We start from the raw sequence: 23800 nt of genomic DNA on the forward strand, positions 1-23800 counted from the left end.
CAAATGCCCTTGCCCAAGCCCAATCTCTACCCTGCCTTCAACATCGTGCGCCTCAGCCATGTCGAGCTGGCCGTCACCGACCTCGCCAGGTCCCGCGCGTTCTATGTCGACACACTCGGCCTGCAGGTCACCGACGAGACATCAGACAGCATCTATCTCAGGGCGCTGGAAGAGCGCGGGCACCATTGCATCGTGCTGAAGAGGGCCACTACGGCCGAAGCGCGCGACCTCGGCTTCAAGCTGTTTTCCGAGGACGATCTCGACAAGGCCGAGCACTTCTTCAAGGGCAAAGGCCTGCCGGTGGAATGGGTCGAGCGGCCCTACCAGTCGCGCACCTTCCGCACCCGCGATCCGCACGGCATTCCGCTTGAATTCTACGCTGAGATGCAGCGGCTGCCGCCGATCCATCAGAAGTATGCGCTCTATCACGGCGTCAAGCCGCTGCGCATCGACCACTTCAACTGCTTCTCGCCCAATGTCGACGAGTCCGTCGCCTTCTACAACGAGCTCGGCTTCCGTGTCACCGAATACACCGAGGATGCCAGCAGCGGAAAGCTGTGGGCGGCCTGGACGCACCGCAAGGGCGGCGTCCACGACATCGCCTTCACCAACGGCATCGGGCCGCGCCTGCATCATGTCGCCTTCTGGGTGCCGACGCCGCTCAACATCATCGACTTGCTCGACCTGATGGCGACGACCGGCTACCTGCCGAACATCGAACGCGGCCCCGGTCGGCACGGCATTTCCAATGCCTTCTTCCTCTATGTCCGCGACCCGGACAATCATCGCATCGAGATCTACTGCTCGGACTACCAGACGGTCGATCCCGACCTCGAGCCGATCAAGTGGGACCTCAAGGACCCGCAGCGCCAGACGCTGTGGGGCGCCCCAGCGCCCAAAAGCTGGTTCGAGGAGGGCAGTGCATTTGCCGGGGTTGCGGCACGCCAGCCGGATCTGACGGCGTCGCCGATCATCGCGCCTTGATGGCGGATGCAGACCTAATGAGGAGACCCGGATGACTGGACATGGGCGGCTCGCCACCTTCACCGTCGGCGGCAAGGCACGTTACGGCGCGATCACCGGCAAGGGCGTCGTCGACCTGTCGGCCCGCCACGGCCAGTGGCCGACGCTGCGCGAAGTGATCGAGGCCGGCGCCTTGCGGCAGCTGGCGGAAGAGGCGGACGCCTTCGCCGCCGATTTCCCGCTCGACGCCATCGCCTACGACATCCCGATCCCGTCACCGGAAAAGATCATCTGCGTAGGCGTCAACTATCCCGACCGCAACGAGGAGTACAAGGACGGCCAGGCAGCACCGGCGAATCCGTCGCTGTTCATCCGTTTCCCGCGCTCTTTCGTCGGCCATGGCGCGCCGCTGGTGAGCCCACCGGACTCTTCGCAGCTCGACTATGAGGGCGAGGTCGTCATCGTCATCGGCAAGGCTGGCCGGCGCATCGCGCAAGCCGACGCGCTCGGCCACATCGCGGCGCTGTCGTTATGCAATGAGGGCACCATCCGCGACTGGGTGCGGCATGCCAAGTTCAACGTCACGCAAGGCAAGAATTTCGACCGCAGCGGCTCGATCGGCCCGTGGCTGGTGCCGTTCACGGATGAGGCGCAGATCGCCGACATCGCGCTGACCACCCGCGTCAATGGCGAACTGCGCCAGCAAGACCGCACCAGCCGGATGATCTTCTCATTCCGCAAGATCATCGCCTATATCTCGACCTTCACCACGCTGGTGCCCGGCGATATCATCGTCACCGGCACGCCGACAGGTGCCGGCGCCCGCTTCGAACCGCCGATCTGGCTGAAGCCGGGCGATGTGATCGAAGTGGAAGCGGAGGGCGTCGGCGTGCTCAGAAACGGCGTCGTCGACGAGGGAACATCATGACCCCCGAGCAAGTGGAAGACGCCGCCGCACGGTTGTTCGAAGCCGAGCGTTCGCGCCGCCAGATCCGGTTGCTCAGCCTCGACTTTCCCGAGGCGACGATGGAGGACGCCTATCGCGTGCAGGCGGCGCTGGTGACGCGCAAGATCGATGCCGGGCTGAAGCCCAAGGGCTGGAAGATCGGGCTGACCTCCAAGGCGATGCAATATGCGCTGGCCATCGACACGCCGGATTCCGGCGTGCTGTTCCACGACATGTTCTTTAGCGATGGCGCGACAATTCCCGCCGGCCGCTTCATCCAGCCGCGCGTCGAGGCCGAGATCGCCTTCGTCATGAAGGCGCCGCTGACGGGCCCCGGCGTGACCATCTTCGACGTGCTCAACGCCACCGATTACATCACGCCGGCGCTCGAAATCCTCGACACGCGCATCGAGCGCGTCAATGCGGAGACGAAGAAGGCGCGCACCTTCTTCGACACGATTTCCGACAATGCCGCCAATGCCGGCATCGTCATCGGCGGCCGGCCGCAGCGGCCGCAGGAGGCCGACATGCGCTGGATCGGTGCCATCGTCTCGCGCAACGCCGAGGTCGAGGAAACCGGGCTTGGCGCCGGCGTGCTCAACCATCCGGCGATGGGCATTGCCTGGCTGGCGGACAGGCTCGCTTGCTACGGCATGTCGATCGCGGCCGGCGACGTTGTTCTCTCGGGGTCGTTCGTGCGACCGGTCGAGGCACGGCCCGGCGACACCATCGTCGCCGATTTTGGCACTTCGGGGACGGTCAGCATTCATTTCGCGAAGAGCTTGACCGATCCGCCTGCATAGGCCGCACGGCAGCTTCTATCCACCGCGCAGATACGCAATCACCACATCGGCGGCGATAGTAGACATGCGCATGCCGACATCCCTGGTGATGTCGCCTTCGACGCGGCTCTGCACCCATCCGAGAAACGCGAAGGCACGCAACGCCGAAAACAGCGGCAGTGCTGCGACGTCCTGCGGCGTCAGCTCGCGCTGCTGCCGATACCCGTCGAGCAGGGCGGTCTCGATCAGCGGATAGATCGCCTCCTCTCGGTTCTGGTAGAGGGCGACGGCAAGGTCGTACATGTGCCAGCCATAGCCGCAATCGTCGAAATCGATGATGCGGATCGCGCCCTCATGGACGAGCACGTTCTCACGCACGAGATCGGCGTGGATGATGCCGAAATTGCGGGCGCTGCGTTCATGCACCGACAGCGCCTTCACGGCCTTTTCCCGCGCCTTGAAAACCAGCTCGCGGCGCGGGCCGTCGAGGAAGGGAGAGGTCTCGAAGCGTCCCCAGTTTGGGTTCGGGCCGAAGAAGCCGTCGAAATCCCAGGCATGGCGGGCGAAGCCGGCGGGCGGCATCCAGACGGTGGTGACATTGTGCATGTGGGCGATGGTTCGCCCGATCGCTGTGAAGACCCGTCTTGCCTGCTCAGGCGTGAAATCCAGCGGCACGCCTCGCGCGCCGACGGCGCGGCCTTCCAGCCAGGAGAGACAATCGACCTGACGCGGCGGCGTCAAAGTGCCGGTACTGACCGGCACGAACAGGTCGCCGCTCAGTGCCGCGATGGGAGATGGCGTGGCGACGTCAGCGGATTGCAGGAAGGCCATCCATTGCAGTTCCGAGCGCAGCGCGGCGTCGGAATGATAACCAAGCCGGTGAATGCGCATGGCCGCCGGCTGTCCATCGGGCAGGCGGACCCGAAACACCGCATTCTCGCGGTATTTCAGCAGCTCCGGCTCGTCGTCGCGGACGCCCCAATGGGCGAGCGCGCGTCGCGCCAGTTCTGTGACGGTGGCGGCATCTTCCGGTTCGGACACAGCGTTCACGCCGGCACTCCGCCGACTTCATCAAGCACCTCGTCGAGCATGCCGATCAGGAAGGCGGCATTGTCGCGCGAAAACGGCATCGGCGGGCGGATCTTCAGCACATTGCCGTGGATGCCGGTCTTGCCCATCAACACGCCGCGATGGCGCATCCGGTTGGCGACTTGCTCGGCAATGTCGGGCGCCGGTTCGCGCGTCTTGCGGTCGTGAACCAGCTCGGCGCCGAAGAACAGCCCGGCGCCCCTGACCTCGCCGATGCATTCATGCCGATCGGCCAGCGGGCGCAGCAGGCCCTGCGCATAGGCGCCGACGTCAAATGCGTTGGCGACAAGATCTTCCTGCTCCAGAACATCGAGAACGGCATTCGCCACCACAGAGGAAACCGGGTTGCCGCCAAACGTGTTGAAGTAGCGGAAAGCGTTGCGGAAGGTCGCCAGGATCTCCCTGGTGGTGACCACGGCGGCGACCGGGTGGCCGTTGCCCATCGGCTTGCCCATGGTGACGATGTCGGGAACGAAGCCGGCGCGCTGGTGGCCCCAGAAATGACTGCCGGTGCGGCCGAAGCCGGGCTGCACCTCGTCGGCGATGATCAGGCCGCCGGCCTCGCGCACGGCACGCAGCGCGTCACCGAAGAATCCGGACGACAGCGCGGGGAAGCCTTCATTGGCGAGCAGCGGACACAGGATGATGCCGGACAGGCCGATGCCGTCCTGCTCGAGCGAGGCGATCGCTTCGCGCACCGCATCGCCAAAGGCCTTGCCGGTGGCCATCGCATCCGGGTGGCGATAGCTGTCGGGCGCCGGCACCAGCCTGACATGGCGGGCGCGGCCACCGACCGGCGGCATCCGCGTGCTGAGCTGTGAAACCGCCGCCGTGTTGCCGTGATAGGTGGCGTCGGTGGCGATGATGCCCATGCGGCCGGTGGCGGCCTGCGCCATGCGCAGCGCGATATCGTTGGCCTCGCTGCCGGTGCAGCTCAGGATGGCGGTGGACAGGCTGGCATCGAAGGTCGCGGTCAGCCGCTCGACATAGTCGAGTATGGCCGTGTGGAGATAGCGCGTATGGGTGTTGAGCAGGCTTGCCTGCCGGCACAGGGCCTCGACCACATGCGGATGGCAATGGCCGACATGGGCGACGTTGTTGTAGGCATCGAGATATTTGCGGCCGTCGGCATCGTAGAGCCAGACGCCTTCGCCGCGCACCAGGTGCACGGGCTCGTCATAGAACAATTGCGATTTCGCGCCGAGCAGGCGGGAACGCCGGCTAACCAGCGCCTCCTCAGCCAGATTTTCCTGCGAATAAGCCATTTGCGTACCGAAACTCCGTTGTAACAGCGTCAGACCTTTGACAGGCCTGCGTCCAGTGCTTCGCCGATCTTCGCGACGTCGGCGGCACTGATGATGAGCGGCGGCGACAGGATGATGTTGTTGCCGGATACGCGCAGCATGACGCCGGCTTCATAAGCCGCCTCCGAAACCACGGCCATGGTCTTCTTGTCGGCCGGCTTCTTGGTGGCGCGATCCGAGACCAGTTCGAGTGCCGCCATCAGGCCCTTGTACCTGACATCGCCGACGATCGCGTGCCTGGCCTTCAGCCCTTCCAGCACGGCGGCGAGTTCGATGCCCCGCGCCGCCGCGTTCTCGTCCAGGCGGAGCCGCTTGGTCTCGGCAAGGGCCGCCAGCCCTGCCGCGCAGCCGACCGGATGGCCGGAATAGGTATAGCCATGGCCGATCGAGCCGAAGCTGGTCTTGTCGGCTTCAAAGGCATCGGCCACCCTGGAGCCGATCAGCGTGGCGCCGAGCGGGAAGTAACCCGAGGTGATCGCCTTGGCGATGGTCATGAAATCCGGCTTCACACCCGACAACCGTGAGCCCGACCATGCGCCCGAGCGGCCAAAGCCTGTCACCACCTCGTCGGCGATCAAAAGGATCTCGTGGCGGTCGCAGATGTCGCGCACCAGCGGCATGAAGCTCTCATGCGGGACGATGACGCCGCCGGCGCCCAGAACCGGCTCCATGATGAAAGCGGCGATGGTGTCGCCGCCCTGGAAGGCGATCTCGTCCTCCAGCGCCTTGGCGCACAGTTTGGCCAGCCGCGCCGGATCGGTCTCGTCGAACGGGTTGCGGAAGGTCCACGGCGCCGGGATGTGGAAGACGCCGGGCAGCAGCGGCTCGTAGTTGCGACGGAAATTGGCATTGCCGTTGACCGAGGCGCCGCCGAAATGCGTGCCGTGATAGCCCTTCTTCACGGCGAGGAACTTGGTGCGGTCGCCCTGGCCGCGGATCTTCCAGTATTGCCGGGCCAGCCGCAGCGCGGTCTCGACCGAATCCGAACCGCCCGAGGTGAAGAACGTCCGCACCATGCCTTCCGGCTCGAACCATTCGCTGAGCTCGTAGGCGAGCTCGATCGACGGTCCGGTCGAGGTGCCGCGAAAGCCGGAATAGTAGGGCAGCGCACTGAGCTGGTCGGCGATCGCCTTTTTGATCGGGTCGCAGCTGTAGCCGAGATTGACGTTCCACAGGCCGCCGACGGCGTCGAGCACGCTGTTGCCGTCGATGTCGGTGACGGTGACGCCCTCGCCCTTCATGATGATCTTCGGCGGGTTGGCCCGCATCTCGGCCGGATGCGCCATCGGGTGCCAGATCGGCTTGGCGTTTGTCTCGGTGAGGAAATTGATGTCGCGCATGACAGGCTCCGCAAATGGTCTCAGACGGCTGGGACGAGGTCGAAATGGCCAAGGGCTTCGGCATAGGAAAGTGCTGGCCGGGCAACGTCGAAATGAACGGTGCGCATGCCGGCGGTGCGGCCGCCATCGACATTGCGCTGCTGGTCGTCGACGAAGATGCAGGCGCTGGCAGGCAGGCCGAGCGACTCGGTGACGAAGGCATAGGCGCGGGGGTCGGGCTTGAGGATGCCGGTATAGGTGGCGTCGATTATTGTGTCGAACAGGCCGAGCAGCGGCAGCCGGCGGCGAAAGTCGGCGCCGTAGAACAGGTCGAGCTCGTTGGACAGGATCGCCAGGCGAAAGCCCGCCGCATGGACGGCGCGGATGGCGCTATCGGCCTCGGGCCGCACCACCTTTTCCGGCTCCGCGCCGCGTGCACGCTGGACGAAGGTTTCCATCGCCCGCCAGTCCTCGCCGACCAGCCGGCCGACTTCGCTGGTGCGCGTGCGCCAGTAGTCGCGCTCGCTGATCTCGTCGGCCTGCATCGCGCGCCACAGCGGATCGCTGTCCGGATCGAACGGCCCGCGCCATTGCAACGTTCCCGGTTCGAGGTCGAGCGCCTGTTCGGTCAAGGCATGCGTCTCGAACAGCGTCCGGGTGACGACACCGCCGAAATCCAGGACCAGCGCCTGAGCCAAAGGAGCGCTCACGCGGCCACTCCCTTGACCGGTATGCCGCGCGGGACAATGCCTTCCTCGACCCAGCGGTCGAAAATCTCGAGCGCCTTGCCGACGAAGTCGTCGGTGTTGATGTGGGCGTCGATCTCGTGGAACTCGACGCCTGCGGGAATGGCCTTGCGCATTTCGTCGACGAAGGCGGCGAGAGCCTCCGGTTCGTAAAGCGGCTCGCCCTGCATATCCCATTCCTGGATGCCGCCGGAGGGCAGGATGAAGGCGGAGCGCCCTTTCGCGGCTCCGAGCTTGGCGGCGATGGTTCTGGCGACCTGGCGGCGATCGTCGGCGTCGACGGTGACCGAGCCGATCAGCCGGTTGTGGGCATGGAACGGGCGCTCGGAGAACTTAGCCGGCAAATCCTGCCAGGTCGGCAGATCGACCATGTCGACCGCCCCGGGAGCGGCGATCTGCGGAATGCCACGGGTGCCTGCATTTTCCAGGCGGTCCGCGCCGGAACTGACGACGGAGCCGGCGAGATGGTTGGTGATTTCCTGCAGGCTGAAGTCGAACACCGCGCAGAAATGGCCTTGTCCGGCAATCGATTCGAAGGCGCGGCCGCCCATTCCGGTGGTGTGGAAGACGGCGACATCATAGCCGCGCCGCTCCAGTGCCGGTTTCAGCGTCTTCATGTAGCGCAGGCAGCTGCTGCCCAGCGAGGTCATGCCGATGGTCGGGCCGATGGCGGGAGCAGCCGCGCGCGACGCCAGCATGATCTTCGCCGCGCCGACGACCGCGCCGCAGGCCTGCGAGAGAACCGCCTTGCAGATGCTGTTGAGGCCATAAAGCCCACCCGCCCAGAGGATCATCATCAGGTCGGGGGCGACGCGCTCGGGTGGGATGAGATGCGAGTAGGCGATGGTCGAGACGACGAATTTCGGCACGCCGAGCGGCAGGCAAAGCGCGACGTCGAGCGCCAGGTCGGTTCCCATCGAGCCGCCGATGGCGATGAAGCCGTCGATCTCGCCGTTTTGATGAAGCTGGCGCGCCAGTTGCACGGCGCCGCCGGCCATCAGTGTCATGGCGGTGTTTTCATCACCGCTCGAGACGATCTCGGCGATCGTCACATCCACGGCGCGCGCAACGGCATGCTTGTCGTGATCCGGGCTGTAGGGCGGATCACCCAGCACGCTGACATCCATCATCACGGCGCCGCCGCCGGACGCCTCGATGCACTGCTTCATGAAGTTGAGCTCGTCGGCCTTGGTGTCACCCGTGCCGATGACCAGGATGCGGGGTGCTGTTGCCGTCTCTGCAGACATCACGCCTGCCTCCTCAGGGTTTGCAGGTTGTCGCCGTTGAGGCGCATCGAAATCTCCCGTGCCGCGGCCATCACCGCAAGTCCCCGTTCCACGATCGCCGCCGGCGTCGTCCTGGCCTTCGGCGCGGCCACCGCGATGGTGCCGAGCGCAAAGCCGTCCGCCGCGCGGATCGCCGCCGCGACGCTGATCACGCCTTCCTCAAAACCCTGATCGCAGATCGAATAGCCGCGGTCACGCGTCTCGCCGATGGAGCTGGAAATGGCGGCCGGCTCGATCAGCGTATGCGCCGTGAAGGCATTGAGCGCGCCCGCCAGGCATGCCTTGACGGTCTCGTCGCGGGCGAAGGCCAGATAGGCGATGCCCGACGCGGTCGAATGCAGGGGCAGAAGCTGGCCGATATCGATATTGACCCGGTTTGCCCAGGCCGGATGTTCGACATGGACGGTGACCAGCGCATCGACGCCGAATTCCGAGAGATGCACGGTCTCGGCCGTCGAGGCCGCGAGATCCCGCACCAGGGGAACCGCTGTCTGCAGGAAGGGAAAGCGTGCCTCGCGGATGCGCGCCAGCCGCGACAGGCCGGCGCCGAGGCGATAATGCCGGGTGGCGGCATCCTGCTCGACGAAGCCATGGCCGGTCAACGCCATCAACAGCCGCCGCGTCGTCGCCTTGTCGAAACCCGACCGGCGCGCCAGGTCGGACAGTCCGAGTTCGGGCTCGTCGACGGTGAACAGCTCCAGAAGTGAAATCGCCTTGCCGACCGTACCCAACTCCCGCCTCCCAGCACCGCCTCCCATTCAGAGGCAATCATTTAACGTGTGAATTAACTTGACAGGCATCGGCTTTGTTTGCAAGTCTATATTCAAAATAAGGGTTCACATAATGAACCGATATCCAGAGCGCATGGGACAGGCCGATCGGCCAGCGAATCCAAAGGTTCGCAAACAGGAGGGACCAATGTCAGCAGTTTCGGAGCAGGCGCCAGCCAACAGGCTGCGCAAGAACAGTCTTGGCGTCGGCGCCATCACCTTCATGGTGATTTCGGCGGCGGCACCCCTTACCGCGGTGGCCGGCGGCACGCCGCTCGGCATGCTGATGGGCAATGGCGCCGGCTTTGCCGGCACCTATCTCATCGTGACCATCCTGCTGCTTTTGTTCGCGGTCGGCTATGTGACGATGTCGCGCCATGTCGGCAATGCCGGCGCCTTCTACGCCTATGCGGCGCGCGGGCTTGGCGGCCTGGCCGGCGGCGCCACGGCACTGATCGCCATCCTGTCCTACAATGCCATGCAGATCGGCGTCATGGGCCTGCTTGGTGCGGCGACCGCCGGGCTGTTCGCCGGCTGGGGCATCAACCTGCCGTGGTGGGTGTGGAGTTTCATCGCCATCGCGCTCGTCGCCGTCCTCGGCTATCGCCAGGTCGACCTGTCGGCCAAGATCCTGACGGTGCTGGTGCTGTGCGAATATCTGGTGGTGCTGGTCCTCGACATCACCATCCTCAAGACCGGCGGCGATAGCGGGCTGTCGGCGGCGCCGTTCAGTTGGAGCCAGATCACATCAGGCGCGCCAGCCATCGCCATCCTGTTCTGCTTTGCCGCCTTTATCGGTTTCGAGGCGACGACCATCTATGCCGAGGAAGCCCGCGACCCCGAAGTGACGGTTCCGCGCGCCACCTATTTCTCCGTCCTGCTGATCGGCGTCTTCTACATGCTCACGGCATGGCTGATGGCGGTCGGTGCCGGTGTCGACAAGCTGCTGCCAGCGCTGCAGGGCCTGCAGGATCCTACGACCTTCCTGTTCGGCCTGTCCGATCGTTACGCCGGAACGATGCTGTCGCATGCGATGAGCATCCTGTTCGTGTCGAGCCTGTTTGCCGGCGTGCTGGCGTTCCACAATGCGGTTGCCCGCTACATCTATGTCTCGGGTCGCGAAAAGCTTCTGCCGCAGACGATCGGCGTGACGCATTCGGTGCACCAGAGCCCGCATGTCGCCTCGGTCATCCAGAGCGTGCTCGCAGCAATCGTCGTCGGGCTGTTCGCCGTGCTCGGCCTCGATCCGGTGCTGGCGCTGTTTTCGTGGCTGACCAATGTCGCGACGCTCGGCGTCATCGTCATGATGGCCGTGGCGTCGCTCGCCGTGGTGATGTTCTTCCGGGCCAATCCGGCTGCGCGGGAGAACGCGCTGAAGACCACCATCCTGCCCGGGCTGACCTTCATTGCCTTCGTCATCATCATCTACCTGATCGTCATCAATTTCGGCGGCCTGTCCGGGGCCAGCGGCTTCCTCGGCGTGTTGCTGCCGGGGCTGGTGCTGATCGCCGCAATTGTCGGACTGCTGCTGGCGAGCGCGCTGAAGAGCCGCGATCCGGTCGCCTTCGAAAATCTCGGTCAGCCGTTGAAAGACTGAGCGAAGCGCAGGATTGAGAGAAGCGATGGGCGGCGCCCACGCCGCCCATCGCACTGCATAGCCCCTGAAGTGAGAACGCAATGATCAGCCAGAATGCCATCGATGCACTGCGCAAGACGGAGATCGGCGCGCGAGGCCTGTTCATCGATGGCGTGCAGACCGATGGTACGGAAGGCGCGACGCTGCCGGTGATATCGCCGATCGACGGCCGTCCCTTCGCCAGCATCGCCGACGGCAATGCCGCCGACATCGACCGCGCCGTCAAGTCGGGGCGCGAGGCCTTCGACAAGGGCTCGTGGTCGCGCTCAGCACCCGCCTTTCGCAAGAAGGTGCTAGTGAGGCTCGCGGAGCTAATCGAAAAGCATGCCGACGAACTGGCCGTGCTCGGCGTGCGCGACAACGGCACCGAGATCGGCATGGCCTACAAGGCCGAACCGCTGTCGGCGGCTGGTACCATCCGCTACTATGCCGAGGCGATCGACAAGACCTATGGCGAGATCGCACCGACGGCCGACAACGTGCTCGGGCTGATCCACAAGGAGCCGCTCGGCGTCATCGGCGTCATCGTGCCGTGGAATTTTCCGCTGATGATCGGCGCCTGGAAGATCGCCCCGGCGCTCGCCGCCGGCAATTGCGTGGTGGCCAAGCCGCCGGAGATCGCTTCGCTGACCCTGCTGCGGCTGGCCGAGCTGGCAAGCGAGGCCGGACTTCCCGCAGGGGTGCTCAACGTCGTCACCGGACGCGGCGCAGTCACCGGTGAAGCGCTCGGCCTGCATATGGATGTCGACGCCATCGCCTTCACCGGCTCGGGACCGGTCGGCCGGCGGCTGCTCGAATATTCCGCGCGTTCCAATCTGAAGCGCGTCTTCCTCGAACTTGGCGGCAAATCGCCTAACATCGTCTTTGCCGATGCCCCGGACCTGAAGCAGGCGGCGGTGGTCTCGGCCAATGGCATCTTTCGCAATTCCGGCCAGGTCTGCGTCGCCGGCTCGCGCCTGCTCGTTCAATCGTCGGTCTATGACCGCTTCATGGCCGAGCTTCTCTCGGCAACCACGCGGCTGAAGGTCGGCGATCCGCTCGATCTCTCGAGCGACATCGGTGCGGTGTCGAGCGCCGAACAGCTGGACAAGAACCTTGGCTTCGTCGCCCGGGCGGTGGTGGAAGGCGCCCGGCTGGTCACCGGCGGCGAACGAATTCTTGCCGAGACCGGCGGCAGCTACATGGCGCCGACGATCTTCGAGAATGTGACGCAAGGGATGCAGCTTGCCGGCGAGGAGGTGTTCGGGCCGGTGCTCGGCGTCATGCGCTTCGAGACCGAGGAGGAGGCCGTGCGCCTTGCCAATTCGACTGTCTATGGGCTCGCCTCGGCGGTGTGGACGGCCAACCTCTCCACCGCCCATCGCATGGTACGCGCCATCAATGCCGGCGTCGTCCACGTCAACACCTATGGCGGCGCCGACATCACCGTGCCGCTCGGTGGCGTCAAGCAATCCGGCTTCGGCCGCGACAAGTCGCTGCACGCGCTGGACAAATATCTTGATCTGAAGACCGCATGGATCGCTCTTTGAGACCAGCGGCAGCGCAGGTCTCGCTGCGAATCTGACCTGCTTGCCCGGGCGCGCAGGATCGACCGCAGTCCCGCTGCGATCGGTCCGGCGGCGTCTTGTGCTCACTCTGTTGAAATTTTTGAGAGAATATTCCCGGCTTTGACGAGAACGGCGAAACGCTTTCTTTGATAAAATCGATAGAATTTCTGACGATGTGATCAAGGCTCGGCAATCCGCCTGGCCGCATGACTTCACAACCGCAGAGATCAATCATGACTGACTTCAAAAACACTTTGCCATCTTCCCTTTGGTCAAGCCTCAGCCGGCGCAGTGGCCTTGCTCTGCTGTTCGCATCGGCCGTCGCGGTCGGCAGCCTGATGGCGCCGCATGCGTCGTTCGCCGAGGACAAGAAGGCGATCAAGGTCGGCATCATCAGCGGCGAGGACGAGGATGTCTGGCGCGTCGTTGTCGCGCAGGCAGCCGAAAAGGGCCTTACCATCGAGACCGTGGTGTTCAACGACTATACCCAGCCCAACGAGGCGCTGGAGCGCGGCGAAATCGACGCCAACGCCTTCCAGCACCAGCCCTATCTCGACAACCAGATCAAGACACAAGGGTACCATATCGTCCGCGTCGGCTATACCGGCGTCTGGCCGATCGGCCTCTACTCGAAGAAGTACACCAAGGTCGCCGACCTGCCCGAGGGCGCGGTCATCGGCGTGCCGAACGATCCGTCCAACGAAGGCCGGGCGCTGCGCGTGCTGCAGAACGAGGGCGTGATCAAGCTGAAGGACGGCACCGGCATTCTCGCCACCACCGCCGACATCGCCGAGAATGCCAAGAAGGTGGTGATCAAGGAACTCGACGCCGGCATCGTCGGCCGCTCGGTCGAGGATCTCGACGCCGCCGTGGTCAACACCGACTGGGCGCTGAAAAGCGGCCTGACGCCGGAAAACCGCATCGCGCAGGAGCCTATCGCCGACAATCCCTACCGCAACTTCATCGCGGTGAAGGCCGGCAATGAGAACGAGGCCTGGGTCAAGACGTTGGTCGCGTCGTACCAGAACGAGGCGGTGAAAGCCGAGTTCGACAAGGTCTACAAGGGCACCGGCCTCAGCGCCTACTAGGGAATTACGGGCGCTGATGTGCCTGCTTTGACTAGAGCAATTCCAGGAAAAGTGTGTAACGGTTTTCCGTCCGGAATTGCGTCAAAACAATGAGATAGAGCGGTCCGCGCAACGCGCGGGCCGCAATCGCATTTTCAGGGATCCACGCATGAACCAGCATTTTACCGCACCCGCCGAGGCCACGGACCAGCCACGTGCAACACCGCAGGACGTGGTGCGTCTTGTCGACCTGAAGCGCCGCTTCGGCGCGACGCCTGCACTCGATGGCGTGTCGCTGACGGTGCGCAAGGGCGAGATCCTCGGCATCATCGGCCGCAGCGGCGCCGGCAAATCGACAGTGATCCGCTGCCTGAACGGACTGGAACGGCCCGATTCCGGTGAGGTTTTCATCGAAGGCCGCGAGATCAGCCGGCTCGGCGAGCGCGACCTGCAGCCGCTGCGGCGGCGCATCGGCATGATCTTCCAGCACTTCAACCTTTTGTCGGCCAAGACGGTCGAGGACAATGTGGCGCTGCCGCTGAAGATCGAGGGCCGCCCGAAGGCCGAGCGGCTGCAGCGCGCCGCCGAACTGCTTGACCTCGTCGGCCTGTCGGAGAAAGCAAAAGCCTATCCGGCGTCGCTGTCGGGCGGCCAGAAGCAGCGCGTCGGCATCGCAAGGGCACTGGCGGCGCGGCCGGCGCTGCTGTTGTCGGACGAAGCCACTTCGGCGCTCGATCCGGAGACGACGCGGTCGATCCTTGCCTTGCTGAAAGATATCAACCGGCAGCTTGGGCTAACCATCCTGCTGATCACCCACGAGATGGAGGTGATCCGCTCGATTGCCGACCGGGTGGCGGTGATCGATGCCGGGCGCATCGTCGAGGAAGGGCCGGTCTGGTCGGTGTTTGCCGAGCCGCGTTCCGACATCACCCGCAGCCTGCTCGGCGCCATCCGGCCGCAATTGCCGGCAGAACTCGCAGGTCGACTGCTGCCATCGGCCGGCACGGAGACGATCCTGCGTGTGGACGTGGCCGGCGAAGCGGCGCGTGGTCCGCTGCTGTCCGATCTTGCCGCTGCTGTTCCAGGTCCCTTCCGCCTCGTCCATGGCGGCATCGACCACATCCAGCAGCAGCCCGTCGGCACGCTGTTCCTGGCTGTTCCGGGCAGCGATGCAAGTCATCTCGCTGCCGTCATCACATTCCTGAAGGCCCGCCAGGCGCGGGTGGAGGTGCTAGGCCATGTCGCCAATCCTGTTTGAGCTTTTGCTGCGTTCGATCTGGGAAACCGTGCTGATGACGGCCGCGTCCGGCCTCATCTCGCTGGTCTTCGGCCTGCCGCTCGGGCTGGCGCTGGTCGCCACGGATCGCGGAGGCATTGCCGAAAGCCTGTGGGTGAACCGCGCGCTCGGCGCCGTCATCAACGGCTTCCGCTCGGTGCCCTTCATCATCCTTTTGGTGGCGTTGATCCCGGTGACGCGGCTGATCGTCGGCACCTCGATCGGCACCTGGGCGGCGATCGTGCCGCTGTCGATCGCCGCCACGCCCTATTATGCGCGCATCGCCGAAGTGTCGCTGCGCGAGGTCGATCACGGGCTGATCGAGGCGGCGCGCGCCATGGGTGGCAATCGCTGGACGATCATCCGCGAGGTGCTGGTGCCCGAAGCCCTGCCCGGCATTGTCGCCGGCTTCACGGTAACGCTGGTGACGCTGATCGGCGCCTCGGCCATGGCCGGCGCGATTGGCGCCGGCGGGCTCGGCGATCTCGCCATCCGCTACGGCTACCAGCGTTTTGAGACCAGCGTCATGATCGCCGTGGTGATCGTGCTGATCATCCTGGTCTGCGGCATCCAGTGGGCCGGCGACCGGCTGGTGGCGAGGCTGGATCGGCGGGGGTGATCGAGCCGGCTACTACGCGCGCACGGGATGTGTCGAGGTTCCCCAACTTCGTCATCCCGGGCGAAGCAGGAGCGAAGCTCCGTCGCGAAGACCAGGCCGCGACTTTGGCCGAAGAGTGCAGCGGAGCAGAATTCTGCCCCGTGGTGACGCGTTGGGGTCGCGGCATGGATCCTCGGGTCTGTGCTGCGTCGCTTCGCTCCTTGCTCCGCCCGTGGATGACGAAGCGATGGGCGCGTTCCGGCTAATCGCCAAGCGATGCGGTTCAACGATGCAAGCCGAGCTACCCGCGCAACCTGACCCCCTCGGGGTCGAAGAACGGGATCGGCGCCACGACCGCGCGGGTCGGCTTGCCGTCGATGTCGATGCTGAGCGCGGTGCCGATAGCGGTGAACGGCAGCCGCAGATGCGCGGTCGCCAGCACCTTGCCGAGGGAATAGCCTTGGTCGCTGTAGGTGACGATTCCGGCATCCTCGCTATCGGCCAGCACCCTGGCGTCGGTCGCGGCTGGCTTGTCACCGTCGAGGATCAGCCCGACCCATTGCTCGTCGAGGCCCTTGTCACGAACCTTGAGCAGGGCTTCGCGGCCGACGAAATCGCCCTTATCGAACTTGATCCAGCGATCGAGGCCGACATGGAACGGCGTACGGGTCTCGTCCATGTCGATGCCATGCGCCGGATAGGCCTTTTCCAGGCCGAGCGTAAACATCGCCAGCACGCCATAGGGTTTCAGGCCAAAGTCACCACCGGTCCGCATCAGCGCGTCCCAGACCGAAACCGCCTCGTCGGCCGGTACGAACAGTTCGAAGCCGAGCTCGCCGGTCACGCCGGTGCGCGAAACCAGTATCTTGGTCCCGCCGATGCGCCCTGAGGTGAACGACCAGCGCTTGAGCCCGTCCAGATCGGCATCCGAGACCATAACCTTCAGCAGATCGCGCGAGCGCGGGCCCTGGATGGTCGGGAAGGCGATGGCCGCGGTGATGTCGGTGACATAGGCTTTGCGGCCCTGCGCATGATGCAAAAGCCAGGGCAGCATCTTCAGGCGGTTGACCGAGCCGGTCACCAGCATGAAATGCTCCGGCGCCAAGCGAAAGACGGTGAGATCGTCCATGATGCCGCCATCCTCGCGGCAGACAGTCGAATAACGGACCTGGCCCGGCGTCATCGCAGCCGCGTCATTGACGATGACATGGTTGACCAGCGCCTCGGCGTCCGGCCCCTTGATGTCCATCTTGCCCATGGTGCTGAGATCCTGCACGCCGACATTCTTGCGGGTGTTCAGGTGCTCGTTGGCAATGCCGGAATAGGTCTTGGCCGAGATGAAATCGCCGCCGACCCGACCCATGGTCGCGCCCAGTCCGACGATGCTGCTGTAGAAGGGGGAGCGCCGCTCAGCCAAGAAAGTCTCCATCGTTCATTGCGGTCCAGAGACGGTCTCAGTTCCCGTAGACGTCGAACGAGAAATACCTGTCGTTGATTTCCTTGTATTTTCCGTTGGCGCGCAGCGCGTCTATTGCCGCATTGAGCTTGTCGGCCAGCTCCTTGTTGCCCTTCTGCAGCGCGATGCCGACGCCCGGCCCATGAATGGCCGGATCGGCCGTCAGAGTGCCCAGCAGCTTGCAGCAGGCGCCGTCGGGTTTCTTCAGCCATTCGGTCAGAATGATCGAGCCGTCCATCATCGCATCGAGGCGACCGTTGGCCATGTCGGTGCGGGCGTCGTCGCCGGTCGGATAGACCTTGACGGTCGAGCCTGAGTATTTCTGCTCGGCGAATTTCTGGTGGATGGTCGCGGTCTGCACGCCCAATGCCTTGCCCGTCAGATCGTCCGGCGAGGTGCCGGCGATGGTCGAATCCTTCGGCACCGCGATGGCCGGCGGCGTCTGGTAATATTTGTGGGTGAACTCGACCTTCTCGGCCCGCTCCGGGGTGATGGTGATGTTGATGATCGCATCGAACTTGCCGGCCTGGAGAGCCGGTATCGAGCCATCGAAATCCTGCACGGTGAACTCGCACTCGGCCTTCATCTCAGCGCACAGCGCCTTGCCGAGGTCGATGTCGAAGCCGCCCAGCGTGCCGTCTGCATTGGCGTAGTTGAAGGGCGGATAGGCGCCCTCGGTGCCGATCCTGAGCTTCTTGTCCTGGGCGGAAGCGGCACCCGTGGCGAGAACCAGGGCGACCGAGGTAGCGAGCACGAAGCGACCGAAAAGACGCATGTCCGAGATCTCCGTTGATCGGAGAAGTCTACGGTCTTTCGTGACCCCGGCGGAGACGGAAACGACATGTCATGCGCGGATCGCGGCGCGGCGCGCGATCCACGCAGGCGCGATCGGCGGTGGGTTAGCCGGCGCGCTGCTTGTCCGTCGCCTTCCGGTCAACGGCGAACTCGCCTGCCGTTAGGACAACGCCGAATTTTTCGCTGGCTTCCGCTGACGTGTAGTAGCCCAGCGCCACATCACGCAGCACCATCTCGGCGTCGCGCTCAAGCGGATCGCCATAACCGCCGCCGCCCGGCGTGCCGACGCGCACGCGGTCGCCGGCCTTCAGGGCGATGTCCTGCTCCTTGGAGAGGTGTGGCGGCACATGTTCCTCGCCGTTGCGGAAGACGGTCACCGTGTTGACCGCGCCGTCCTTGCCGCCGAGCGCGCCCTGCGGGCCGAAACGGCCATGGTCCATGACGAAGGAGGCGCGGGCGTCGCCGCGCAGGATCTCGACCTCATAGGCGAGGCCGAAACCGCCGCGCTGCTTGCCGGCGCCGCCCGAGCCTTCGCGCAAGGCATAGTGGCGGTAGAGTACTGGAAAGGCCTGCTCCATGATCTCGACCGGCGGCGATTTGGAGATGCCGATGGTCGAGCAGCCATTGGTCAGGCCGTCATGGCCTGAATTGCCGCCATAGCCGCCGCCGGAGATCTGGTACATGACGTAGTCGCGGCCGCGCGCCGGGTCGTTGCCGCCGAGCGCGAAATTGCCGCTGGAGCCGGCGGGAGCCGCCGTCACCTTGTCGGGCAGCGCCTGCACCATCGCCGCGAACACCGCCTCGGCGATGCGCTGCGATACTTCGGCGGCGCAGCCCGAGACCGGGCGCGGATATTTGGCGTCGAGGAAAGTGCCTTCCGGCCGCTTGACGATGAGCGGCTCGAAGGCGCCGGCGCTGATCGGCACGTCCGGGAAAATATGGCGCATGGCGAGATAGACCGAGGACAGCGTCGTCGCCAGCACGCTGTTCATCGGCCCGGCGCAGGGCTTTGACGAACCAGCAAAATCGAAGGTCAGCGTGTCGCCCTGTTTCTCGATGGCAAGCGCGATGGTCAGCGGCTCGTTGACCACCCCGTCGGAATCGACGAAGGCCTTGGAATGGTAGGTGCCGTCGGGGATGGCGGATATGTTGGCGCGCATCTGCTCGGCGGCGCGGCGGCGCAGTTCGGCAATCGCCTCGACAACAGTTTCGTCCCCGTAACGATCCAGGATTCCGTTGAGCCGGTCCTGGCCGATCAGCAATGCGGCGGCCTGGGCTCGGATGTCGCCGATGCGCTGGTCGGCGACGCGGATGTTGGAGCAGATGATGGCGTAGATCTCTGGGTCGAGCACGCCCTTCTTGAACAACTTGACCGGCGGCAACCGCAGGCCTTCCTGCTCGACCGCCGTCGCCGAGGCCGAGAAGCCACCGGGCACCGAACCGCCAATATCAGGCCAGTGGCCGGTGTTGGACAGCCAGCAGAAAATCTTGCCGTCCCGGTAGACCGGCATGGCGAAGCGCACATCCATCAGATGCGTGCCGCCTAGATAGGGATCGTTGACGATGTAGATGTCGCCGGGCTCCGGCGGCAGGCAGCGGCCGTCGGCGATCATCTCGATCACCGTCCTGGTCGAATACTGCATGACGCCGACGAACACCGGCAGGCCCTGGCTGCCTTGCGCGATCAGCGAACCATCGACGGCCGAATAGATGCCGTCGGAGCGGTCGTTGGCCTCGGCGATGACCGGCGAGAAGGCAGCGCGCGAAAAGGTCAAATCCATCTCGTCGCAGACCTGCTGCAAGGCCGCCTGGAGAACCGAAAGGGTGATGGCGTCGAGCTTCATCTCAGGCCTCGCCAATGTCGATGATGATGTTGCCGTCAGCGTCCGAGCGCGCCCGGTCGCCGGGTTCGAGCACGGTGGTCGCATCCATCTGCTCGAGGATTGCCGGGCCTTCGATGACCGCATCGAGCGGCAGCTTTTCCCTGATGTACACCGGTGTGTCGTGCCAGCGTCCGCTGTACCAGACCGGCCGAATCTCGCGGCGTGCCTCGTCGAGCGTTTTTGCGCGCCCAGCCGGGTCGATCAATCGCGACAGGTCGATTGCCGGCCGCACACCCGTCACCGAGGTGTTGAGGTTGACGAGGTTGGCGCGGATTTCCGGCAGCTCGACCTTGAAGCGGGCGAAATAGGCCTTTTCGAACAGTTTTTGCAGCTCATGCCGGGTCACATGCGAGGACGGCAACGGCACGTTGATGATGTGGGTCTGCCCGACGAACTGCATGTCGGCGGAATGGGTGACGCGGATCGTCTCCGGCTTCACCGCTTCCTTGCCGATCAGCTCCTCGCCTTCGTTTCGGTGCCGTTCCAATATAGCGTGAAGCTGGGTTTCGTCGAGCACCGCCACCGGCTGGTTGACCGTGTTGACGAAGTCGTGGCGCAGGTCGGCGACGACGCAGCCGAGCGCGTTGGTGATGCCGGGCCGCGCCGGCACCAGCACCTTGGGCAGGCCGAGTTCGCGCGCCAGTGCGGTCGCATGCAAGGGCCCGGCGCCGCCGAAGGCGAACAGCGCAAAGTCGCGCGGATCGTGGCCGCGCGACACCGAGACCATGCGGATGGCGCCGGCCATCTTCATGTTGCCCAGCCGCAGCACCGCGCCCGCCGCCTCGACGCCGGACAGGCCAGTCGCCTTGCCGATCTTCGCCTCGAAGATGCCGGTGACGCGCTCGACGGTGACCGGGTTTTCGACCGCCAGCAGCTTCTTCGGCGCCAGCCGGCCGAGCACCAGATTGGCGTCGGTGATTGTCGGCTCCAGTCCGCCGCGTCCGTAGCAGATGGGGCCGGGATTGGCGCCGGCGCTTTCCGGGCCGATCTGGATCAGGCCGGCCGCATCGACGCGGGCGATCGAGCCGCCACCGGCGCCGACCGTGTGCACCGCCACCATCGGCACGTGGATCGGCATGGCATATTCGATCTCGATCTCGTTCGAGACCGCCGGCTCGGCGTTGCGGATCAGCGCCACGTCGGTCGAGGTGCCGCCCATGTCGTAGGTGACGAGGTTTTCGTAGCCGGCGCGCTTTCCCGTGTAGGCGGCGGCGATGACACCGGAGGCCGGGCCGGACATGACGGTCTTGGCCGACTCACGTGTGACGAAGCGGGCCGAGATCATGCCGCCATTGCCGTTCATGATCAGGAAGTCGCGGGCATAGCCTTTTGCCCCCAATTCCTTGCGCAGCCGCTCGACATAGCGCTCGAGGATCGGCTGCACTGACGCATTCACTGCGGCGGTGACGCCGCGCTCGAATTCGCGCGCTTCCGACAGCAGCGCATGGCCCGACGTGATGTAGCCGTTCGGCCAGAGCTCGGCGGCAATCTCGGCGGCGCGGCGCTCATGCGCCGGGTTGGCGTAGGAATGCAGGAAGTGGATGACGAGGGATTCGCAGCCGGCCTCGATCAGCGCCTTCACGGCGTCCCGCATTTCGGCCTCGTCGAGCGGCGTGCGCACCGTGCCCGACGCCTCGACACGCTCCGAGACTTCGAGCCTGAGATTGCGTGGAATGATCGGCACGAAGCTGCCGGTCATGCCATAGGCCTGCGGTCGTGTGCGCCGGCCGAGCTCGATCACGTCGCGAAAGCCGCGCGTGGTGATCATGCCGGTTTTCGCCAGCCGGCGCTCGAGCACCGCATTGGTGGTGGTGGTCGTGCCATGCACGATGAGGTCGATGCCGTCGATCGGAAATCCGGTGGCACCGAGCGCCGAAACGACGCCGAAAGCCTGGTTGTCGACCGTGGTCGGCGTCTTGGCGATATGCACCCGGCCACCGTCGCGTCCGTCGATCAGAAGCAGGTCGGTGAAGGTCCCGCCGACATCGATACCGGCGACGACGCTGCCCAGGGAATCCGGCGGCTGCACCGAAAAATTCTCTTTCATTGTCGAAACCCGAAATGCGCGGACTACGGATATGTCACAGTTTGGAAAGGTGTTTCGCGGCGGTATCTTGACGCAAATATCGTTTGTATACTAATAAATTCCGGACACAAGAGCTTACCGCTTTGGAGTGTGCAGACAGCACGCCGAAACCTGAATGGTTCGGGCGCGCAGGTGAAGGTTTGGTGCCCGCGTTCGCAATTGGGCCAGAAGGTTGGATTTGATGAACACCACATCCGCGCTCAACACCGTCGGCGCCCGCCCGCTGCAGTTTCCTATACCGGCCAATGTCTATGCCGAGACGGTCGTCTCGGTGAAGCACTATACCGACCGGCTGTTTTCCTTCCGCATCACCCGGCCGCAGTCGCTGCGCTTCCGCTCCGGCGAGTTCGTCATGATCGGCCTGCCCAATGCCGAGAAGCCAGTGTTCCGTGCCTATTCGGTGGCGAGCCCGGCCTGGGACGACGAGCTGGAATTCTTCTCGATCAAGGTGCCGGACGGCCCGCTGACCTCGGAACTGCAGAAGATCCAGGTCGGCGACACCGTCATCATGCGCCAGAAGTCGACCGGCACGCTGGTGGTCGACGCGCTGACGCCGGCCAAGCGGCTGTTCATGATCTCGACCGGCACCGGCATCGCGCCCTTCGCCAGCCTGCTGCGCGACCCCGACACCTATGAGAAGTTCGAGCAGGTCGTCCTGACTCACACCTGTCGCGACAATGCCGAGCTCACCTATGGCCAGGAGCTGGTGGCGGGGCTCGAAAGCGATCCGCTGATCGGCGAGCTGACCGGCGGCCGCGTCACCCTCTACAATTCGACGACCCGAGAAGAATCGGTACGCATGGGCCGCATCACCGCGCTGATCGGGTCCGGCAAGTTCTACTCCGATCTCGGCATCGACAAGCTCAATCCGGAAACCGACCGCATCATGATCTGCGGTTCGATGCATATGCTCAAGGACGTCAAGGAACTGGCCGAAAGCCTCGGCTTCGAGGAAGGCTCGCTGCATCATCCGGCGAGTTTTGTTGTCGAACGCGCCTTCGTCGGCTGAAGCCAAGCGGCTCGTCCCAGAATCAGGTTTTGACCTTTCGGTCAAAAACTAGCTGCTTTCGCAGCCTTTTTCAGCTAAGACCCGCTGAAGGACTCGTGAAGTACGACTTCGCGGGCTATCTTCGGCGCACGTCGATGAATGAAAGGGCAGGAGATGAGCAGCACAATCCGCGAAGCCGATCTTGGCTCGTCCAAGGTGACGCCGCTGCCGGCACGGGCCGCCGCCAACACGCCCGTCCCGCTGGACCATCGCATCGCGCGCAACCCCGGCATGAAGCTCGACCTCGGCTTCATGGAATCGGTGCGCAGCGTCAACCGCTCGGCGCTGGAGCGCCGCGTCGCCAGCCTGACCAAGCGGCGCTCGATCAAGGCTGACAACCAGGCGGCATGGCTGCTGCGCGCCGTCGCCTGCATGGACCTAACGACGCTGAATTCCAACGACACCGAAGAGCGCGTGCGCCGGCTTTGCGCCAAGGCGATCAATCCGTTCCGCCGTGACATCGTCGAGGGCCTCGGCATTGCGGGCGAGATCATTCGCCCGGCGGCCGTCTGCGTCTACCATCCCTTCGTCGCCACCGCCGTCGATGCCGTGCGCGGCACCGGCATCCACGTCGCCGCCGTCTCCACGGCCTTTCCGCACGGCCTTGCGCCACTGTCGACCCGCCTGCAGGAGATCGAGGCCTCGGTGAAGGACGGCGCCGACGAGATCGACGTCGTCATTCCGCGCGGGCTGGTGTTCGGCGCCAAGTGGCGGGAGCTCTACAATGAGATCGTCTCGATGCGCGCCGCCTGCGGTGACGCGCATCTGAAGGTCATCCTCGGCACCGGCGACCTCGCCACGCTGCGCAATGTCATGCTGGCCTCGATGGTGGCGATGATGGCGGGTGCGGATTTTATCAAGACCTCGACCGGCAAGGAAAGCGTCAACGCGACGCTGCCGGTTGGCCTCGCTATGGTGCGCGCCATCCGCGCCTATTTCGAGGAGACCGGCTATCTCATCGGTTTCAAGCCGGCCGGCGGCATTTCCACAGCAAAGGCCTCGCTCGACTGGCTGGTGCTGATGAAGGAAGAGCTTGGCCGGCCATGGCTGGAACCCGACCTGTTCCGCTTCGGCGCCTCGAGCCTTTTGACCGACATCGAGCGGCAGCTGGAGCATCATCTGACCGGTCACTATTCGGCCAATCATCGCCACGCGATGGCTTGAGGCGCGTGAGGCCTTGAACGTGGAGTTCCTTCGCGCCCC

The 23800-nt window shown here is 64.7% G+C and carries 20 protein-coding genes; 10 read left to right on the forward strand and 10 right to left on the reverse strand.

Annotation, left to right across the window (positions count from 1 at the left end):
* Nucleotides 1-3: 3 nt before the first annotated feature.
* From hpaD to hpaH, 3 genes are read left to right on the forward strand one after another with little or no spacing between them, the layout of a single operon-like run.
* The gene (gene hpaD, locus ACFFNA_RS15635) at nt 4-984 is read left to right on the forward strand and encodes a 3,4-dihydroxyphenylacetate 2,3-dioxygenase (RefSeq protein ID WP_378919579.1); all 981 of its coding nucleotides are present in this window, start codon (nt 4-6) and stop codon (nt 982-984) included.
* Between the two features lie 31 nt (nt 985-1015).
* The gene (locus ACFFNA_RS15640) at nt 1016-1891 is read left to right on the forward strand and encodes a fumarylacetoacetate hydrolase family protein (protein ID WP_378919581.1); all 876 of its coding nucleotides are present in this window, start codon (nt 1016-1018) and stop codon (nt 1889-1891) included.
* Nucleotides 1885-2712, forward strand: a complete 828-nt coding sequence (gene hpaH, locus ACFFNA_RS15645; protein ID WP_378919661.1) for a 2-oxo-hept-4-ene-1,7-dioate hydratase — start codon at nt 1885-1887, stop codon at nt 2710-2712. Before ACFFNA_RS15640 ends, hpaH begins: the two co-directional genes overlap by 7 nt.
* Nucleotides 2713-2727: 15 nt before the next feature.
* Here hpaH and ACFFNA_RS15650 read toward each other — a convergent pair whose 3' ends face one another.
* Genes ACFFNA_RS15650 through ACFFNA_RS15675 form a run of 6 tightly spaced genes read right to left on the reverse strand, consistent with a single transcriptional unit; the run spans nt 2728 to nt 9166 of the window.
* Nucleotides 2728-3741 (reverse strand): phosphotransferase enzyme family protein, encoded by a 1014-nt coding sequence (locus ACFFNA_RS15650; RefSeq protein ID WP_378919583.1) that lies wholly within the window; start codon nt 3739-3741, stop codon nt 2728-2730.
* On the reverse strand, nt 3738-5045 hold the full coding sequence (locus tag ACFFNA_RS15655; protein WP_378919585.1) for an aminotransferase class III-fold pyridoxal phosphate-dependent enzyme: 1308 nt from the start codon (nt 5043-5045) through the stop codon (nt 3738-3740). The genes ACFFNA_RS15650 and ACFFNA_RS15655 overlap by 4 nt, the downstream gene beginning before the upstream one ends.
* A gap of 29 nt (nt 5046-5074) precedes the next feature.
* Complete coding sequence (locus ACFFNA_RS15660) at nt 5075-6424, reverse strand: aminotransferase class III-fold pyridoxal phosphate-dependent enzyme (RefSeq protein WP_378919587.1); 1350 nt, start codon at nt 6422-6424, stop codon at nt 5075-5077.
* Nucleotides 6425-6444: 20 nt separating this feature from the next.
* Nucleotides 6445-7101 (reverse strand): HAD family hydrolase, encoded by a 657-nt coding sequence (locus tag ACFFNA_RS15665; RefSeq protein WP_378919663.1) that lies wholly within the window; start codon nt 7099-7101, stop codon nt 6445-6447.
* A gap of 8 nt (nt 7102-7109) precedes the next feature.
* Nucleotides 7110-8396 (reverse strand): Tm-1-like ATP-binding domain-containing protein, encoded by a 1287-nt coding sequence (locus ACFFNA_RS15670; protein WP_378919589.1) that lies wholly within the window; start codon nt 8394-8396, stop codon nt 7110-7112.
* Nucleotides 8396-9166, reverse strand: coding sequence for an IclR family transcriptional regulator (locus tag ACFFNA_RS15675; protein ID WP_378919591.1), 771 nt, complete (start codon nt 9164-9166; stop codon nt 8396-8398). Before ACFFNA_RS15675 ends, ACFFNA_RS15670 begins: the two co-directional genes overlap by 1 nt.
* Before the next feature lie 187 nt (nt 9167-9353).
* Here ACFFNA_RS15675 and ACFFNA_RS15680 point away from each other — a divergent pair, with 187 nt between their 5' ends.
* From ACFFNA_RS15680 to ACFFNA_RS15700, 5 genes are all read left to right on the forward strand, one after another.
* Nucleotides 9354-10802: an APC family permease gene (locus tag ACFFNA_RS15680; RefSeq protein WP_378919592.1), complete on the forward strand. Its 1449-nt coding sequence runs from the start codon at nt 9354-9356 to the stop codon at nt 10800-10802.
* Between the two features lie 80 nt (nt 10803-10882).
* Nucleotides 10883-12370, forward strand: a complete 1488-nt coding sequence (locus ACFFNA_RS15685; RefSeq protein WP_378919593.1) for an aldehyde dehydrogenase — start codon at nt 10883-10885, stop codon at nt 12368-12370.
* Nucleotides 12371-12621: 251 nt separating this feature from the next.
* A complete protein-coding gene (locus tag ACFFNA_RS15690) occupies nt 12622-13476 on the forward strand; it encodes a MetQ/NlpA family lipoprotein (protein WP_378919595.1) in 855 nt (284 codons plus the stop codon).
* Between the two features lie 148 nt (nt 13477-13624).
* Nucleotides 13625-14713, forward strand: a complete 1089-nt coding sequence (locus ACFFNA_RS15695; protein ID WP_378919597.1) for a methionine ABC transporter ATP-binding protein — start codon at nt 13625-13627, stop codon at nt 14711-14713.
* Nucleotides 14694-15350 (forward strand): methionine ABC transporter permease, encoded by a 657-nt coding sequence (locus ACFFNA_RS15700; RefSeq protein ID WP_111545292.1) that lies wholly within the window; start codon nt 14694-14696, stop codon nt 15348-15350. Before ACFFNA_RS15695 ends, ACFFNA_RS15700 begins: the two co-directional genes overlap by 20 nt.
* Nucleotides 15351-15630: 280 nt before the next feature.
* Here ACFFNA_RS15700 and ACFFNA_RS15705 read toward each other — a convergent pair whose 3' ends face one another.
* The 4 genes from ACFFNA_RS15705 to ACFFNA_RS15720 form a co-directional block, all read right to left on the reverse strand.
* Nucleotides 15631-16746 (reverse strand): aminomethyl transferase family protein, encoded by a 1116-nt coding sequence (locus ACFFNA_RS15705; protein WP_378919599.1) that lies wholly within the window; start codon nt 16744-16746, stop codon nt 15631-15633.
* A gap of 37 nt (nt 16747-16783) precedes the next feature.
* On the reverse strand, nt 16784-17560 hold the full coding sequence (locus ACFFNA_RS15710; RefSeq protein ID WP_378919601.1) for an ABC transporter substrate-binding protein: 777 nt from the start codon (nt 17558-17560) through the stop codon (nt 16784-16786).
* A gap of 124 nt (nt 17561-17684) precedes the next feature.
* On the reverse strand, nt 17685-19424 hold the full coding sequence (locus ACFFNA_RS15715; protein ID WP_378919603.1) for a hydantoinase B/oxoprolinase family protein: 1740 nt from the start codon (nt 19422-19424) through the stop codon (nt 17685-17687).
* A gap of 1 nt (nt 19425) precedes the next feature.
* A complete protein-coding gene (locus tag ACFFNA_RS15720; RefSeq protein WP_378919605.1) occupies nt 19426-21510 on the reverse strand; it encodes a hydantoinase/oxoprolinase family protein in 2085 nt (694 codons plus the stop codon).
* A 220-nt stretch (nt 21511-21730) separates the two neighbouring features.
* Between ACFFNA_RS15720 and ACFFNA_RS15725 the strand changes: the two genes are divergently transcribed.
* Together ACFFNA_RS15725 and deoC are read left to right on the forward strand one after the other, a co-directional pair.
* Complete coding sequence (locus ACFFNA_RS15725) at nt 21731-22558, forward strand: ferredoxin--NADP reductase (protein ID WP_378919607.1); 828 nt, start codon at nt 21731-21733, stop codon at nt 22556-22558.
* A 153-nt stretch (nt 22559-22711) separates the two neighbouring features.
* On the forward strand, nt 22712-23761 hold the full coding sequence (gene deoC, locus ACFFNA_RS15730) for a deoxyribose-phosphate aldolase (RefSeq protein ID WP_378919609.1): 1050 nt from the start codon (nt 22712-22714) through the stop codon (nt 23759-23761).
* The last annotated feature ends 39 nt before the right edge of the window (nt 23762-23800 follow it).

This window comes from Mesorhizobium kowhaii (assembly GCF_042431665.1).
GTDB lineage: Bacteria > Pseudomonadota > Alphaproteobacteria > Rhizobiales > Rhizobiaceae > Mesorhizobium > Mesorhizobium kowhaii.